Source organism: Streptomyces sp. WMMB 322, from assembly GCF_900090145.1.
Taxonomy (GTDB): domain Bacteria; phylum Actinomycetota; class Actinomycetes; order Streptomycetales; family Streptomycetaceae; genus Streptomyces.
In genome coordinates this window covers 70,228-86,814 of the sequence record NZ_FMHI01000023.1, presented here as the reverse complement: position 1 = coordinate 86,814, position 16,587 = coordinate 70,228, and the positions used below count along the sequence as shown (strand labels likewise).

The 16,587-nt window shown below is 71.7% G+C and carries 13 protein-coding genes; 6 read left to right on the top strand and 7 right to left on the bottom strand.

Annotated features, from left to right (window positions below; translation table 11 throughout):
• Positions 1-16: 16 nt before the first annotated feature.
• The gene (locus H180DRAFT_RS27050; RefSeq protein WP_079100445.1) at positions 17-1,105 is read left to right on the top strand and encodes an O-antigen ligase family protein; all 1,089 of its coding nucleotides are present in this window, start codon (positions 17-19) and stop codon (positions 1,103-1,105) included.
• A 476-nt stretch (positions 1,106-1,581) separates the two neighbouring features.
• Here H180DRAFT_RS27050 and H180DRAFT_RS27045 read toward each other — a convergent pair whose 3' ends face one another.
• Positions 1,582-2,367, bottom strand: coding sequence for a glutamate racemase (locus H180DRAFT_RS27045; protein ID WP_055488773.1), 786 nt, complete (start codon positions 2,365-2,367; stop codon positions 1,582-1,584).
• 99 nt (positions 2,368-2,466) lie between these two features.
• Here H180DRAFT_RS27045 and H180DRAFT_RS27040 point away from each other — a divergent pair, with 99 nt between their 5' ends.
• Positions 2,467-3,600, top strand: a complete 1,134-nt coding sequence (locus H180DRAFT_RS27040; RefSeq protein ID WP_055488772.1) for a glycosyltransferase — start codon at positions 2,467-2,469, stop codon at positions 3,598-3,600.
• A 28-nt stretch (positions 3,601-3,628) separates the two neighbouring features.
• Here H180DRAFT_RS27040 and H180DRAFT_RS27035 read toward each other — a convergent pair whose 3' ends face one another.
• Positions 3,629-4,948, bottom strand: coding sequence for a TerD family protein (locus H180DRAFT_RS27035; protein ID WP_055488816.1), 1,320 nt, complete (start codon positions 4,946-4,948; stop codon positions 3,629-3,631).
• 226 nt (positions 4,949-5,174) lie between these two features.
• Between H180DRAFT_RS27035 and H180DRAFT_RS27030 the strand changes: the two genes are divergently transcribed.
• Positions 5,175-5,708, top strand: coding sequence for a DUF6643 family protein (locus tag H180DRAFT_RS27030; protein WP_055488815.1), 534 nt, complete (start codon positions 5,175-5,177; stop codon positions 5,706-5,708).
• Positions 5,709-5,756: 48 nt separating this feature from the next.
• The gene (locus tag H180DRAFT_RS27025; RefSeq protein WP_074467029.1) at positions 5,757-6,686 is read left to right on the top strand and encodes an MOSC domain-containing protein; all 930 of its coding nucleotides are present in this window, start codon (positions 5,757-5,759) and stop codon (positions 6,684-6,686) included.
• Here H180DRAFT_RS27025 and H180DRAFT_RS27020 read toward each other — a convergent pair.
• The 3 genes from H180DRAFT_RS27020 to H180DRAFT_RS27010 form a co-directional block, all read right to left on the bottom strand.
• A complete protein-coding gene (locus H180DRAFT_RS27020; RefSeq protein ID WP_055488771.1) occupies positions 6,640-7,065 on the bottom strand; it encodes a DUF779 domain-containing protein in 426 nt (141 codons plus the stop codon). The two genes, H180DRAFT_RS27025 and H180DRAFT_RS27020, sit on opposite strands and share 47 nt — an antisense overlap.
• Positions 7,065-8,588 (bottom strand): acetaldehyde dehydrogenase ExaC, encoded by a 1,524-nt coding sequence (locus H180DRAFT_RS27015; RefSeq protein WP_055488770.1) that lies wholly within the window; start codon positions 8,586-8,588, stop codon positions 7,065-7,067. Before H180DRAFT_RS27015 ends, H180DRAFT_RS27020 begins: the two co-directional genes overlap by 1 nt.
• A gap of 64 nt (positions 8,589-8,652) precedes the next feature.
• Positions 8,653-10,005 carry a GAF domain-containing protein gene (locus H180DRAFT_RS27010; RefSeq protein WP_254666204.1) on the bottom strand — a complete coding sequence of 451 codons (1,353 nt, stop codon included), beginning with the start codon at positions 10,003-10,005 and terminating at the stop codon, positions 8,653-8,655.
• A 127-nt stretch (positions 10,006-10,132) separates the two neighbouring features.
• On the opposite strand from H180DRAFT_RS27010, the gene H180DRAFT_RS27005 reads away from it, so the two are divergent.
• Positions 10,133-12,526 (top strand): phosphoketolase family protein, encoded by a 2,394-nt coding sequence (locus H180DRAFT_RS27005; RefSeq protein ID WP_055488769.1) that lies wholly within the window; start codon positions 10,133-10,135, stop codon positions 12,524-12,526.
• A gap of 104 nt (positions 12,527-12,630) precedes the next feature.
• On the opposite strand, the gene H180DRAFT_RS27000 is transcribed toward H180DRAFT_RS27005, so the two are convergent.
• Positions 12,631-14,025: a family 2B encapsulin nanocompartment shell protein gene (locus H180DRAFT_RS27000; RefSeq protein WP_055488768.1), complete on the bottom strand. Its 1,395-nt coding sequence runs from the start codon at positions 14,023-14,025 to the stop codon at positions 12,631-12,633.
• Between the two features lie 105 nt (positions 14,026-14,130).
• On the bottom strand, positions 14,131-15,543 hold the full coding sequence (locus H180DRAFT_RS26995) for a family 2B encapsulin nanocompartment shell protein (protein ID WP_055488767.1): 1,413 nt from the start codon (positions 15,541-15,543) through the stop codon (positions 14,131-14,133).
• Between the two features lie 399 nt (positions 15,544-15,942).
• Here H180DRAFT_RS26995 and H180DRAFT_RS26990 point away from each other — a divergent pair, with 399 nt between their 5' ends.
• Positions 15,943-16,545 (top strand): Rv1733c family protein, encoded by a 603-nt coding sequence (locus H180DRAFT_RS26990; RefSeq protein WP_055488766.1) that lies wholly within the window; start codon positions 15,943-15,945, stop codon positions 16,543-16,545.
• Positions 16,546-16,587 lie beyond the last annotated feature (42 nt).

The following is a 16,587-nucleotide window of genomic DNA, read 5'->3' as shown; positions in this document are numbered from 1 at the left end:
CGGGGGGTCGCAGGGGATGACGTCGCCGGTGCTCGGATCGTCGGGGGTGCGCGAACGCGAGAACGGCACCGCCGACGTCACAGGTGTGCTCGTACTGGGGGCGTGTGCCGCATGGGCGCTGGTCACGGCCGCGGGGAGGGACGCGCGGCCCGAAGGGCTGCTGCTCGCCGTGCTCGCGGTGGGTGCCGGATACGCCACGGGACGCATCATGGGCTCCTTGCTGCCCGTCGGAGCGGCCGCAGGGGCGGGAGCACTGGGTGTCGTTCTCGCCTTCTTCGGCCCGTCGTCCTTGCACCTGATCCCGGGCGGCATCGACTTCGCGGGCCCGGCGGGACGTTCGGGTGTGACGGCCGCGCTCCTCACGCTCTCGGTCGGCGCGTTCTGCTGTGCAGCCTGGGCGGCACCGGTGCCTGCCGTGCGGCGGAGCATGCGGCTGCTGGCGGCCGGGGCGGTACTGTGCGCCCTGCTCGTGGGCACCCCGGTCGGTTTCGCGGCAGCCCTGGGCGTGCTGCTGTGCTCCCTCGTGGCGGGAGGGATTCGCCGGCGGCCCGCGTACCTGGCGGCTCTCACGCTGGCCGCCGCGGCCGTCTCGGGCGTCACTTTCGCGGTGGCACAGGACCAGCAGCCGCGCGGGGCGTCGGCCGCTCTGCACGAGCAACTGACCGCCCACCGGGTCGGGTTGTGGCGGGACGCCATCGCCATCACGCGGGAGTACCCGCTCTTCGGCGCGGGGCCCGACACCTTCCGGGACCTGAGCGGTACGGCACGTGACACGGGCACCGGCGCGGCGCCGGCGGCGTTCACGGCGCAGGGCACGCTGCACGCGGACGAAGCGGCGCCGCCCGACGGCAAGCCGCACTCCGCTCCCCTGCAGGTCGCCGCCGAACAGGGGCTGCCGGGGCTGGCTCTGCTCGCCTCGGCCTTCGGGTGGTTGCTGTTCGCGCTGTGGACCTCACCCCGGCCCACGCCTGTCGCACTGACGGCGGGGGCGGCGCTCTCGGCGCTGGCCGCTCTCGCGGCGATAGGCAACGCCCTGAGCTTCACGCAGGTGACGGCCGGGGCGGGGCTCCTCGCAGGTATCGCCTGTGCGAGGCGGCTCGGCTGAGCCGCCTCCCCGGGAAAGCTGCCCGCGGATCGCCCGCACCGCCGACTCCGCGTCGTCCACGGTGAAGGCCTCCCCGGTGAATGCGTCCGCGGAGAAGGTGAACGTCTGCCCGTACTCCCGCCGCAGCCCACGCCCTCAGCGCCGTACGACGACCGCCCTGCGCTTGCCGGGGCGCCCCCTGCAGCCGCGGCCACCCCACTGATGTCGCGTGACGCGGCGGACCTCCGCGGCCGGGACGTGGGAAGCGGGACGCGGCGCCGCAGCCACCCCGGCGTGTCCGCGGCGCAGTTCCAGAGCGTCGCTGTCGACGGTGACCCGCACGTGGACGAGCACGTGGCTGCCGGGGAGACAGGCGGTTGGCAGGAGGTTGGCAGGCGGTGGGCCGCCCGCCGGTCCGGACTGCGGGAGGCCGGGGCGGGGCTTGGGTCTGCCCGCTCATGGGGCTCAGACTGCGCCGGACCGGGCCCGGCCCGGGATCAAGGCGTCACGGGTGCGCCCGCGAGGAGCCGGCCCTCGGCGTAGGTGTTCGCCACCTCGGGCAGCCTGGCCGCGCTCCCCCCGAGCAGCACGGTCAGCCCGCCGGTGGGGGCGGCGCCCGGGTCGGGGGCGGTGCCGATCCTGCGCAGGGCCTGGGCGGCGACCGCGTCGGCGGAGCCGAAGAGCACCGGCGGCGCACCGTCCGCATCCGTGAGCGCCGCGCGGATGCGTTCGCCGACGAGTTCGTAGTGCGTGCACCCGAGGACGACGGCGCGCACACCGCTCGGAGTGAGATCCGCGGCGGCGCCGACTGCCACGTCGATGGCGTGTTCCTGCGCCGTCTCCACGGCGTCCGCCAGACCGTGGCAGGGCACCTCGGTGAACTGGGCTTCCCTGCCGAAGTCGGCGATGAGGCGCCGCTGGTAGGGGCTTCCCGTGGTCGCCGGGGTGGCCCAGACCGCGACGGGACCGCCGCCCTGCGCCGCCGGTTTCACCGCGGGCACCGTGCCGATGACGGGGAGGTCCGGCTCCAGCTCCTCGCGCAGCGCCGCGAGGGCGTGCACGGATGCGGTGTTGCACGCGACGATCAGGGCGTCCGGCTCGTGGGCTCCCGCGGCCTTCGCGCAGGCCAGGGCGTGTGCGGTGATGTCGTCGGCGGTGCGCGGCCCCCAGGGCATGCTCTCGGGGTCGCTGGAGAGGACGAGATCCGCATCGGGACGGGCCCTGCGCACTGCCGCGGCCGCCGCGAGCAGGCCGATACCGGAGTCCATCAACGCGATCTTCACGGCAGGCCACTGTAGTCGATCGGCCATGCGGCCTCATCCGGTGTCACCGCGGCCCCGGCATACCGTGCGCCCCGCCCCCGGTGCGGCAGACTGCGTCGGATGAGCGCCCTGACCTGGACCGCCTCGGGATCGCTTGCCGCCTGGCTGTGGCTGCTGCTGGCGCAGGCCCGCTTCTGGCGTACCGACATCCGGCTGCCGCCGCGCTCGGAGCCGCAGGCCTGGCCGGCGGTGGCGGTCGTCGTGCCGGCGCGGGACGAGGCGGACGTCCTGCCGCTGAGCCTGCCCGGCCTGCTCGCCCAGGACTATCCGGGGCGGGCCGAGATCTTCCTCGTCGACGACGGCTCCACGGACGGCACCGGTGAGGTGGCCCGCCGCCTCGCGAGCCAACAGGCGCCGCACGATCTGCCGTTGACCGTCACCTCCCCCGGGGAGCCCGGACCGGGCTGGACGGGCAAGCTGTGGGCGCTGCGGCACGGCATGGCCCTCGCGCAGGAGCGGACGGGCGCGGGCTTCCTGCTGCTCACGGACGCCGACATCGCGCACGCGCCGGACTCGCTGCGGGACCTGGTGAGTGCCGCGACCGGTGCCCGTCTGGACCTTCTCTCCCAGATGGCCCGGCTGCGGGCCGACAGCGCGTGGGAGCGGCTCATCGTGCCCGCCTTCGTGTACTTCTTCGCGCAGCTCTACCCCTTCGGCCGGGTCAACCGGCCCGCGTCCCGTACCGCCGCGGCAGCCGGCGGCTGTGTGCTGCTGCGCACCGAGGCGGCCGTCCGTGCGGACATCCCCGAGAGCATCCGGCACGCCGTCATCGACGACGTGACGCTCGCCCGTGCCGTCAAACGCAGCGGCGGGCGGATCTGGCTGGGTCTGGCGGACGGCGTGCGCAGCGTCCGCCCCTACGAACGGCTGCCGCAGCTGTGGCGGATGGTGGCGCGCAGCGCGTACGCACAGCTCGGGAACAGTCCGCTGGTGCTGCTGGGCGCGGTGGCCGCCCTGACGCTGGTGTACCTGGTGCCGCCGCTGACCGCGCTGGCGGGGTCGCCTGTGGGCGCGGCGGCGTGGGCGGTGATGGCGCTGACGTACGTGCCGATGCTGCGCTACTACCGGCAGCCGCCGTGGTGTGCGCTCGCACTGCCGGTGACGGCTGCCCTGTACCTGCTGATGACCCTCGATTCGGCGCTGCGGCACCACCGGGGGCGCGGTGCCGCCTGGAAGGGGCGCACCTACGCGTGAGCGCAGGTACCGCGCGGCCGGCGGCAGTTCACTTGCGGCCGGGAGCCCACTGCATGCCCCAGCCGTAGGCGGCGTCGACCGTGCGCTGCGGGCTGCTGCCGCGCTCGACGACCAGGTAGCGGGCCTCGCGGTGCACGACGAGATCGCCGCCCTTGTTGGTGATGAGCGCCAGCGCACAGACGCTGGAGGGAACGGTGCACTCGTCGAGCGAGAACTCCACCGGAGCGCCGTGCTGCGGCTGGAGGGTCACGGTGCCCTGGACTCCCTCGAAGCTGCGCGCCCCGGAGTAGATCGTCACGAAGACCAGGACGCGCCGCAGCTGAGCGGCGTGATCGAGATTGACGGTGAGGTTCTCGCCGGAGGCGACCGCGCCGGTGCGGTCGTCGCCGTCGAGGTGAATGTACGGCGGCTGGTGCAGCGAGCCGAAGGCGTTGCCGAGCGCTTGGACGGCCCCCTTTCGCCCGTCGGCGAGTTCGAAGAGCGCGCACAGGTCCAGATCGAGGCCGGAGTGTCCGGCGACGGCCCTGCCGAGTTTCCGGCCCCAGCCCGAGGCGCTCTTCTGCGACTGCTTCTGCGTCTGCCAGTTGAGGTTGACCCGCATGACTCCGCCGGTGCCGCCCTGCTTGGTGAGGGAGACCGAGGGTGCCTGTTTGGTCAGCGTGACCTTGGTCAGCCGCACGGCTCCGGCCGCAGCGGGTGCGGACGGCGCGGGTGCGGACGCCGCCGCCGGTGCCGGGGCCGCCGCCGGTGGCGGGGGCGAGGCGGATGCCTGCGGCGGGACCGCGGCGGCGGGCGCCGCTTCGCGCACCGGTGCGCCGGCGTCCGCTTCTTCGTCGACGCTGATCCCGAAGTCCGTTGCCAGACCGGCCAGTCCGCTCCCGTAGCCCTGGCCGACCGCACGGAACTTCCAGCCTCCCTGCCTGCGGTAGAGCTCACCCAGGACGAAGGCCGTCTCGACTGTGGCGTCGGCGCTCTCGAAGCGGGCGATCTCCGCTCCGCCGTCCGCGTCCACGAGCCGTACGTGCAGCCCGGGGACCTGTCCGAACGTGCCGCCTTCGGCGGAGGCAGCGAGGACGATCCGGTCGACATCGGGCTCGACCCTCGCCAGGTCCGCGCTCAAGACGTCCACGGCAACGGGGGCTTCGGAGCGCTTGCCCTCGTGGTTCACTGCGCCCGAGGCGTGACGGGGCTGGTTGTAGAAGACGAAGTCGTCGTCGGAGCGGACCTTTCCGGACGCCGTCAGCAGCAGGGCGGAGGCGTCCACGTCCACGGGACCGGTGCCCGAATCCCTCCCCAGCTCGATACGCACCGACGTCGCCGCGACCGGGATGTTGGTGCCCTTGCGCATCGTCATGCCACTCCACTTCCCTCCTCCTCCGGCGTCCTGGTCGCCGGAGGCTCTCCGTCCGCCGCGTCCTCGCGGCTGCAGCGGCCCGTCACAACATCTCGACAGGCCCTGCGTGCCCGGTTTTACCGGATTCGCTCCGATTGCTGACGGGCAGTCACCGCAAGCACGGGAAACCGCTCCTCGACCGGGGTGCCCAACGGCCACATTTTGGGCTTACCTTATGGGCATGACCTCCCCCCGCTACTCCCCTGGCGGCTACTACGCTGGCCCTTCGTACCCCGACACACCGATCTACGACATGCTCGTGAACGAGCGCGGCACCCCGCAGATCGCTCCCATCCGTGTCCCCTCGGCGTACGAGGCGCTGCCTTCCCTCGCCGCACTTCCCCCGGCTCTGCCCGCGCTTCCCGCCGGGCCGAGCCACCAGCAGCACACACCACCGCAGGGGTACCCGGGTGCGATGGGCCACCAGCCCCCGCAGCACGGCATGGCGCAGCCCGCCCCCCTTCAGTCGGCTCCGCTGCAGCAGGCGCCCGCGCCTCACATTCCGCAGCAGCAGCCGCAGCGGGGACACCAGGATCCGCGTCAGCACCCTCAGCAGTACCAACAGCCCCAGCCGCCGCAGCAGATGCGGCCGGTCGCACCGCCCCGTCCTGCCGCTCCCCGTCCCGCCGCACCGCGTCCCGCGGCGCCCCGGCAGATGCCGAACGCCTACGAGGACCCCTACGGCGGGCAGCAGTACCCCGGTCGCGGCTACTGACCGGATCCGGCCCCTTCGGGCGGCCGGCGCCGGTGGCAGGATGACGGCATGACGTCCATGACGCTGGCATCGCTCCACCTCTACCCGGTGAAAGCACTGGCGGGGATCACGCGCGAGGAGTTGAGCGTCGAGCCGTGGGGACCGGCTGCCGACAGGCGCTGGATGCTGACGTCTCCGGACGGCAGCGAGGTCACACAGCGGGAGCAGCCACGCCTTGCCCTCGTCCGGGCGGTTCCACTGTCCGATGACGCCTGCGGGGGAGGTCCGGGGGGAGCGGCGCTGCGCATCACGGCTCCGGGGAGGGAGCCGCTCGAGGTCGGCGTGCCGCCTGCGGACCGGGAAACGGTCCCCGTACGGCTGTTCGGGAAGAAGCTGCACGTGGTGCCCGCCGACGCGGAGGCCGGCGACTGGTTCTCCGCGTATCTCGGTACGAAGGTGCTGCTCGTGCATCTGGACGCCCCTCAGCGGCGGCGCCTCATCGACCCGCAGTTCGCCCCCGGCGGTCAGACGGTCTCGCTGGCCGACGGCTTTCCGCTCCTGCTCACGGCCGTCTCGTCGCTGGACGCTCTCAACTCCCTGATTGCACAGGGCGATCACGCCGACGAGGGGCCCGTGCCGATGGACCGCTTCCGGCCGAGCCTCGTCGTCACCGGATCTCCCCCGTGGGCCGAGGACCGATGGCGGAGGCTCCGCGTCGGCGAGGCCGTCTTCCGGGTGGCCAAGCCGTGCGGGCGTTGCGTGGTGACCACCACCGACCAGACGTCGGGCGTCCGGGGAAAGGAGCCGCTGCGCACCCTGGCCCGCCACCGTCGCTTCGGGGATCAGCTGGTCTTCGGTCAGAATCTGATCCCCGAGCGCACGGGCAGGGTACGCAGCGGCGACTCGGTCGAGGTGCTCGCGCAGGGCCCGTCGTCCGCGGCGAGCACCCCTTCTACCGCTGCTGCGGCGGCAGTTCGGCCGAAGCGCCCTCGTCCATGAGCCGCGAGCGGATCAGGAAGCGCACCCCTTCCGGGGCCTCCAGGGAGAATCCGCTGCCGCGTCCCGGCACCACGTCCACCGTCAGGTGGGTGTGGCTCCAGTACGCGAACTGGCTCGAGGACATCCAGAACGGCACCGGTTCGCCGACGCCCTCCACCGCCAGCCGCCCGAGCAGCACGTCCGCGTCCCCCGTGCGCAGCTCGCCGAGCTGGTAGCACATCGGGGAGCTGCCGTCGCAGCAGCCGCCCGACTGGTGGAACATCAGCGGCCCGTGCTGGTCCGTCAGCCGGCGGATCATCCTGGCCGCCTCGTCGGTGACGCCGACCCGTTCCGGCGGCTCGGCGGCGGCTCGGTCGTGAGCCTGCTCCGCGGAGGACATCAGAAGAATCCGAGTTTCTTCGGCGAGTAGCTCACCAGCAGGTTCTTGGTCTGCTGGTAGTGGTCGAGCATCATGCGGTGGTTCTCGCGGCCGATGCCGGACTGCTTGTAGCCGCCGAACGCGGCGTGCGCCGGGTAGGCGTGATAGCAGTTCGTCCACACGCGCCCGGCCTGGATGGTGCGGCCCGCTCGGTAGGCGGTGCTGCCGTCGCGGGTCCACACGCCGGCACCGAGTCCGTAGAGGGTGTCGTTCGCCGTCGTCATGGCGTCGGCGAAGTCGGAGAAGCCGGTGACGGCGACGACCGGACCGAAGATCTCCTCCTGGAAGACGCGCATGCTGTTCTTGCCCTCGAGGATGGTGGGCCGCACGTAGTAGCCGCCCTCCAGCTCCCCTCCGAGCTCGGCGCGGCTGCCGCCGGTCAGCGCCTTCGCGCCCTCCTGCTTGCCGATGTCGAGGTAGGAGAGGATCTTCTCCAGCTGGTCGTTGGAGGCCTGGGCGCCCACCATGGTGTCGGTGTCCAGCGGATGGCCCTGGACGATCTTCTCCGTGCGCGCGATGCCCGCATCGAGGAAGTCCCGGTAGTGGCCCTGCTGAATGAGGGCACGCGACGGACACGTGCACACCTCGCCCTGGTTGAGGGCGAACATCGTGAAGCCTTCCAGCGCCTTGTCGAAGAAGTCGTCGTCGGCGCGGGAGACGTCGTCGAAGAAGATGTTGGGGCTCTTGCCGCCGAGTTCGAGCGTGACCGGCTTGAGGTTGTCGGACGCGTACTGCATGATCAGCCGGCCCGTGGTGGTCTCGCCGGTGAAGGCGACCTTCGCCACGCGGGGGCTGCTGGCCAGCGGCTTGCCCGCTTCCGCGCCGAAGCCGTTGACGATGTTGACGACGCCCGGAGGCAGCAGGTCGGCGACCAGGCTCATCCAGAAGTGGACGGAGGCCGGGGTCTGTTCGGCGGGCTTGAGCACGACCGCGTTGCCGGCCGCCAGCGCGGGAGCCAGCTTCCACGTGGCCATCAGGATCGGGAAGTTCCACGGGATGATCTGGGCGACGACGCCGAGCGGCTCGTGGAAGTGGTAGGCGACCGTGTCCTCGTCGATCTCCGACAGCGACCCCTCCTGTGCCCGAATGGCACCGGCGAAGTAGCGGAAGTGGTCGATGGCGAGAGGAATGTCGGCGGCCAGCGTCTCACGCACCGGCTTGCCGTTCTCCCAGCTCTCGGCCACGGCCAGTTCCTCGAGGTGGTCCTCCATGCGCTGCGCGATGCGGTTGAGTACCGCGGCACGTTCGGCAGGGGGCGTGCGGCCCCAGGCCGGGGCGGCCTCGTGTGCCGAGTCGATGGCCCGCTCGACGTCCTCGGCGGTGCCGCGGGCGATCTCGGTGAAGGGCGCTCCGGTGACCGGTGTGGGGTTCTCGAAGTAGCCGCCCTGTTTGGGGGCGACGTATTCGCCCCCGATCCAGTGGTCGTAGCGGGACTTGTAGTTCATGACGGCCCCGTCGGACCCGGGCGCGGCGTAGCGGCTCATCACTGCCTCCCCTTGGTGCTGGTGGCCCGCCTCATCCCGCGGCGGGCCCGTGTTGCGGGGAAGCCTAGGGACGGGAACGTTGCCGATACGTTGCGTGTGCTGTGCCTGCCTCTGTGTGCGGACGGGGCGCGGAGGGCGGCTGCGTGCTCTCCAGCCCGTAGGAGCGGCGCAGTTCGCGCACGCGGCGGGTGAGGGCGGCGGTGCGGGCCTCACCGCCCCGGCGTCCGGCCAGCAGGGCCTCCCACATCTCCAGGTCGTCCTCGCCCCAGGGGGTGCGCACCCACTCCTCCAGCAGGACCGGGTCGCGGGAGGAGAGCAGAGCACGGCGCAACCGGTCCTCCAGCCGCCTGCGCAGCCGTACGACACCGGGCGCCTCGGAGAGCGGCAGCAGCGGGCCGCGGTAGGCGGAGAGCGCGGCGGGCAGATCGCCCTCGGCCAGTGCCTGCGCGACGGCGTCGTGGTCGGTGTGCGCTGCGGTGCGCAGCCGGTACGGGCGTGAGTCCAGCAGCGACCCCAGCAGCCCGCGCAGCCGGGAGAGTTCGGCACGCAGCGTGACCGGCGTGACGGCGCGCTCTCCGTAGAGTTCGAGCGCGAGACGTTCTCCGGTGAGGCCTTCGGGATGCGCCGCGAGGAGCACCATGATCTCGCTGTGCCGCCTGCCCAGCCGCACGGGCGTGCCGCCTCCGGGATCGAGCAGGGCCTCGTCGCAGCCGAGGGCGTTCAGCACGGGCGCGCCGTCGGCCGAAGTGCCGCCGGCGGCGGACAGTTCGGCGAGATACGCCTCCGCGGCGCGGGCGGTCGCCTGGACGAGCGCGAGGCTCTGCGGCGAGGCGAGATGGTCGCCGCCGGTGATGTCGACGGCCCCGATGAGGCGGTGGGTGCGCGGATCGTGGACGGGTGCCGCGGCGCACGTCCACGCCTGCACGGGGCGGCAGTAGTGCTCGGCTGTGAAGATCTGCACGGCGTGGTCGACGGCGAGGGCCGTGCCCGGGGCGTTGGTGCCGATGTAGCGCTCGGACCAGCGGGCGCCGGGAACGAAGTTCATCCCCTCGGCGTGGCGCCGGACTTGGGAGTGTCCCTCGACCCACAGCATGCGTCCGTTCTCGTCGCACACGGACAGCAGATGCGCACCGTCGTCGGCGACGGTGCCGAGGAGTTCGCGGAAGAGCGGCATGACGCGGTGCAGGGGATGCGCGGACCGGTATGCGGCGAGCTCGGCGTCCTCCAGGTCGACCCGGGCCACGCTCTCCGGCTCGACGGAGGCACCGGCGCACCGCTGCCAGGACTCGGCCACCACGTTCCGCACCTGCGCGCCGATCGCGCCCTCGGTCACGAACTCCTCGTGCGCGCGGCGGACCTGGCCCGTCCGCTCGGCCGCGTCTGCCCCTGCCTCCAGCGCCAGCCATGGATTCAGCACACCGTCATCGTGCCGCGCGTCACAGCCCCAGGCAACGCTGTGGACCCGGACAATCCAGCACGCTTCGGGATACTCACCGGTCCGCCTGCACGTGTGTCATGCGGCGTCCCCTGGTACCCATCACCGCATGCACACGCACCCTCAGCTCTCCGACGACGAGACCGCCCGGCTGGACGCCCACTGGCGTGCCATGAACTACCTGTCCGCCTGTCAGCTGTACCTGCGGGACAATCCGCTGCTGCGTGAGCCGCTGCGCCCGGAGCACATCAAGCCCAGGCTGCTGGGGCACTGGGGTTCGGCACCCGGACTGGGGCTCGTCTACACCCACCTCAACCGGGCCGTCCGGACACACGGACTGGACGCCCTCGGCATCTGGGGGCCGGGCCACGGGGCGCCCGCCGTGCTGGCGGGCGCGTGGCTGGAGGGGACGTTCGGCGAACTCGAACCCGACCGCCGGCGGGACGCCGCGGGCATGCTCGGCCTCTTCCGGGACTTCTCGCATCCGGGCGGGCTGCCCAGCCATACGGCACCCGACGTGCCCGGTTCGATCCAGGAGGGCGGCGAGCTCGGCTACGCGACGGCCCACGCATACGGCGCGGCCTTCGACAATCCCGATCTGCTGGTGTGCTCCGTCGTGGGCGACGGGGAGGCCGAGACGGGTCCGCTGGCCGCGGCCTGGCACTCCAACAAGTTCCTCGACCCGGTGCACGACGGAGCGGTTCTGCCCGTGCTTCACCTCAACGGGTACAAGATCGCGAACCCGGCGGTCCTCGCCCGGCTCCCGGATGACGAACTGGACGCCCTGCTGCGCGGATACGGATACGACCCGCTGCACGTCACCGCGCACCCCGGGACGCCTCCGGCCGAGACGCACCGCGCGCTCGCGGGGGCCTTCGACGTGGCGCTGGAACGGATCGGGCAGTACCAGCGTGAGGCCCGCGCCCGTGCGGGCGCTTCGGTGCACCGGCCGCGCTGGCCGATGCTGGTGCTGCGCACCCCGAAGGGCTGGACGGGCCCTTCGGAGGTCGACGGTGTGCCCGTGGAGGACACATGGCGCTCGCACCAGATCCCGCTGGCAGGCGTCCGTGAAGACCCGGCGCGGCTGCGGCAGTTGGAGGCCTGGCTGCGTTCCTACCGTCCCCAGGAGCTCTTCGACGAGGAGGGCAGGCCCGTCGACGAGGTGCTGGCATGCGTGCCGGAGGGAGACCGCAGGCTGGGCGCATCCCCGCACGCCAACGGCGGACGCCTGCTGCGTGAACTGCCGCTGCCCGCGCTGGAACCGCACGCCGTGGACGTGGAGCGACACGGGCACACCTCGCACGAGCCCACACGCGTGCTGGGCGGCGTGCTGACCGAGCTGTTCTCCGCCACTCAGCAGCGGCGGGACTTCCGTCTGTTCGGTCCCGACGAGACGGCCTCGAACCACCTAGACGGCGTCTTCGACGTCACGCCGCGCGGCTGGCAGGCGCAGACCCTCGGGACGGACGAGCACCTCGGCCGGCACGGGCGGGTCCTCGAGGTCCTCTCGGAGCACATGTGCCAGGGCTGGCTGGAGGGTTACCTGCTCACGGGCAGGCACGGTCTCTTCGGCACGTACGAGGCCTTCGCGCACATCGTCGCCAGCATGGCCGGCCAGCACGTCAAGTGGCTGCAGAGCTCGCGGGAAGTGCCGTGGCGCATGCCGCTCGCCTCGCTCAACTACCTGCTCACCTCGCACGCGTGGCGGCAGGACCACAACGGCTTCTCCCACCAGGACCCCGGCTTCATCGACCACATCATGAACAAGAGCCCGCAGGTCGTGCGGGTCTATCTGCCGCCGGACGCCAACACGCTGCTGTGCGTCGCGGATCATGTGCTGCGCACGCGCGACACCGTCAACGTCGTGGTGGCCGGCAAGCAGCAGTGCTTCGACTGGCTGTCGCTGGAGGAGGCCCGCAACCACTGCGAGCGGGGCCTCGGCGTGTGGGAATGGGCGGGCACGGAGGCTCAGGACGGGGAGCCGGACGTGGTGCTGGCCTGTGCCGGCGACGTTCCCACGCAGGAGACGCTGGCGGCGGCGTCGCTGCTGCGCGAGCATCTGCCGCAGCTGGCGGTGCGGGTGGTGAACGTGGTGGACATCGCGCGGCTGCTGCCGCGGTCGGAGCATCCGCACGGCCTGACCGACGCGGAGTTCGACGCCGTCTTCACACGCGACAGGCCTGTGATCTTCGCGTACCACGGCTATCCGTGGCTCGTGCACCGCCTCACCTACCGGCGGGCCGTGCACGACTCGCTCCATGTGCGCGGATACAAGGAGATGGGCGCCACCACGACGCCGTTCGACATGGTGGTGCGCAACGACATGGACCGCTACCGGCTCGTGATGGACGTCATCGACCGCACGCCGGGCCTGCCGGTGCGGGCCGCGGGTGTGCGGCAGGCGATGGGGGACGTGCGGACCCGGCACCACTCATGGACCCGTGAGCACGGGACGGACCTGCCGGAGGTCGCGGACTGGAGCTGGTCCGCGGCCTCCGGCTGAGGTCCCCTCCTCCCCTCCCGGTCCGGATCCCCCTTGCTGCCGGCGCGCGTCCTGCCTGGCGGGTGCCCGTGCAGTGGCCTGCGATGGTGCTGTGGCCTGCGACGTCAGATCTCGACGTCCTCCAGCACGCCGAGAGCGTCGGGGACGAGCACCGCTGCCGAGTAGTAGGTGCTCACCAGGTACGAGATCAGGGCCTTGTCGTCGACGCCCATGAAGCGCACGTTCAGACCGGGCTCGATCTCGTCGGGGATGCCCGTCTGGTGCAGGCCGACGACGCCCTGGTTCTCCTGGCCCGTGCGCATGGCCAGCACACTGGTCGTGCCCTCACGGCTGACCGGGATCTTGTTGCACGGCAGGAGCGGAATGCCGCGCCAGGAGCGCACGCTCGCACCGTGCAGCTCGGTCTGCTGGGGGTAGATGCCGCGGCTGCTGCACTCGCGGCCGATGGCGGCGATCGCCTTGGGATGGGCGAGGAGGAACTGCGTCTTGCGGCGGCGCGAGATGAGTTCGTCGAGGTCGTCGGGGGTTGGCGGGCCGGAACGGGTGTGGATGCGCTGGGCCAGGGCGGCGTTGTGCAGGAGCCCGAAGTCGCGGTTGTTGACCATCTCGTGCTCCTGCCGCTCCCGCAGCGCCTCGATCGTCAGCCGCAACTGCTCCTCGACCTGGTTCATCGGGTGGTTGTACAGATCCGCCACCCGCGAATGCACCCGCAGCACCGTCTGCGCCACACTCAGCTCGTACTCACGCGGAGACAGCTCGTAGTCCACGAACGTACCCGGCAGCGACGCCTCCCCCGCATGCCCCGAAGCCAGCTCGATCTCGGCCTCCCCGCGCCTGTTCTGCCGCGGGATCGCGCGGGAGAGGCAGGCGTCGAGGTAGGTGCGCAACGCCCGTGAGCGGTCCGCCAGTTCGCGGAACTCCTGTGCGGACAGGGACAGTACGGTGCACTTCGTCAGCGCGGTGAGGGTGTGCTCCCACTCCCCCGGCTCCGGCGTGAGGGCCTGGTCGCCGACATGGTCGCCGCCGGCGAGAACGCCGAGGGACACCTCCTCGCCGTACTTGCCGGCACCCGTGCGCTTCACCTTCCCGTGGGCGATGAGGAGAAGCCGTGCCGGGTCACCGGGCGAGACGACCGTCTCCCCGGCGGCGTACTCCCGCTGCTCGAACCGTTCGGCGAGAGCCCCCAGGGCCGCGTCGTCCGTCAGCCCGCGCAGCAGCGGGATCTCGCGGAGCTCGGCGGGGATCACGCCGATGTCGGCGCCGGTGACGACGAATTCCACCCGTCCGTCGCCGAGGGTGTGCGTCAGGCGCCTGTTGACGCGGAAGACGCCGCCGGTGGCCTCGACCCACGGGAGGACCTTCAGCAGCCAGCGTGAGGAGATCCCCTGCATCTGCGGGGGTGTCTTGGTGGTGGTCGTCAGGTTGCGGGCAGCGGCAGTGGTGAGGCTGAGGCTCGGCCCGGGTGCAAAGGCGGGCGTCGTCTCGGGCTGGGTGGTCATCGACCGGAGACCTTTCGTGCTGTGGCCGGTACTTGAACTGCTTTCGGGAATCGTCCGGAAATCCCGCTCGGCGGGAGCGGACCGCCGTGACGCCGACGCGCGGGGTCAGTGGCCGATTTCGACGTCCTCGAGGATTCCCAGAGCATCCGGCACGAGAACGGCCGCCGAATAGTAGGCACTCACCAGATAGGAGATGAGGGCCTTTTCGTCGATACCCATGAAACGGACCGAGACCCCCGGCTGGTATTCGTCGGGAATTCCTGTCTGGTGCAGGCCGACGACACCCTGCTTCTCCTGGCCGGTACGCATGGCCAGCACGCTCGTCGTGCCCTCCGGGCCGACGGGGATCTTGTTGCACGGCAGGACGGGCACGCCCCGCCAGGCGGGCAGCCGGTGCCCGTCCACTTCCGCGCTGTCGGGCTGGATGCCGCGGCGGCTGCACTCGCGGCCGAAGGCGGCGATCGCCTTGGGATGGGCGAGGAGGAACTGCGTCTTGCGGCGGCGCGAGATGAGTTCGTCGAGGTCGTCGGGGGTTGGCGGGCCGGAACGGGTGTGGATGCGCTGGGCCAGGGCGGCGTTGTGCAGGAGCCCGAAGTCGCGGTTGTTGACCATCTCGTGCTCCTGCCGCTCCCGCAGCGCCTCGATCGTCAGCCGCAACTGCTCCTCGACCTGGTTCATCGGGTGGTTGTACAGATCCGCCACCCGCGAATGCACCCGCAGCACCGTCTGCGCCACACTCAGCTCGTACTCACGCGGAGACAGCTCGTAGTCCACGAACGTACCCGGCAGCGACGCCTCCCCCACATGCCCCGAAGCCAGGGCCACTTCGGATTCTCCGTCGGGCGTGCGCCGCCCGTTCAGCTCGGATGCCGCCGTGGCGGTCTGCGCGCGCAGGCTCTCGGACCGGCCGGCGATCTCCTCGAAGGACTCCCGGGCGAGGGTCAGTACGGTGCCGCTGGTCAGCGAGGTGAGCGTGATGTCCCACTTCCCCGGCTCGCCGGTGAGCCGGTCGGACCCGAGGTGGTCGCCGTCGGCCAGCACGCCGAGGGCGCTCTCGCCGCCGTACTTGCCCTCTCTCGTCCTGCGCAGCTTGCCGTGGGCGACGAGCACCACCTGGTCTGCCGGGCGTCCCTCCTCGACGATCGTCTCGCCCGGACCGAAGTCGCGCTGTTCGCAACGGTTCGCCAGCGCTTCGAGCACCGCACGGTCCTCGTAGCCGCGCAGCAGCGGGAGCTCGGTCAGCTCCAGCGGGATGACCCGCACTTCGGCACCCGTGGTGGTGAACTCCACGCGGCCGTCGCCCAGGGTGTGCGTCAGGCGCCTGTTGACGCGGAAGGTGCCGCCGGGCACCTGCACCCAGGGGAGAACCTTCAACAGCCAGCGGGAGCTGATTCCCTGCATCTGCGGGGGCGTCTTGGTGGTCGTGGTGAGATTGCGTGCGGCCGCCGTCGCAAGACTCGCCTGTGCCCGCTGTGCGGCATCCTCGCCACCGGAATTCGTCTCCACCGCAGTCGCCATATGGGTACCGCCAATCTCCGTGTCCGCACCGGCAATTCGTCGTTGCGCAGACGAAGCTAATCCGCCGTGCTCATAACGGGCAATCGCTCAAAAGAGATGCCATTCCCCGGAATGACCGCCCAAGTGCCTGGGTACCGGCCCGCACTTGAGGGAGGGAAACCAGCCACAGAGGGGCCCGGAGGGCCGCCGGCCACCGACATGACACTCAGTGCACCCCGGGCTCCGGCCCCCGGCCCTTCGGAGCCCGGGCACGCGAGGTAGGCTCGGTGTTCCACGATGGGGTGGCTACGGGACCGGAACCTTGACCATGTTCCGGTGATTTGAGTCTCTTTGGCCTACTCCACGCATGTACCCGCCTGCTCGAGGTACTCACGCACGTGGAGAAGGGGGTGAGAAGTTATGCGCGCGATCGTCGGCCTGTGGCGCTGGCGCGGCAACCCGTTGTGCCGCCGCAGCGACCGCCGCGAAGCATGGCTGGCACTGGGTGCCGTGATCCTCGTCGTCGTCATCGCTCCGCTCGCCGGCTGGCTCGGAGCCTCCGCGGCGCACGGAGCGCTGCTGAAGAACGCCGAGGAGCAGCGGCAGGGCCGTCAACAGGTGTGGGCCGTGGCCGAATCGGTCCAGGACCGGGCTCCGCTGGATGCCGATCCCGAGTCCGCTTCGCAGCAGCCCGACCGCCGTCACGTGGTCGCCCACTGGGCCGGCCCGGACGGCGAGACGCACAAGAGCACCGTCACCACGAAACAGCGCGTCCAGCCCGGTGAGCGCTTCCGCATCTGGACGGACGCCGAGGGCCTCGCCACGAGAAGTCCCATGAGTTCGCAGACCGCGTCCTCGTACGCCGCGCTGGCCGGACTCGCCGCGGGCGCGGGAGCCGCCGGGCTCATGGAGGCCGGACGCCGGCTGACCATGCGGCAGTTGCTGCGCCGCCGGTACGCCCTGTGGGACGCGGAGTGGTCCCGCATCGGCCCGGACTGGGGACGCACCGGCTCCAGCAACTGAGCCGGGGCCGGGCGGGGCGCCCCGGCTCAGGCCGTCCCCGTG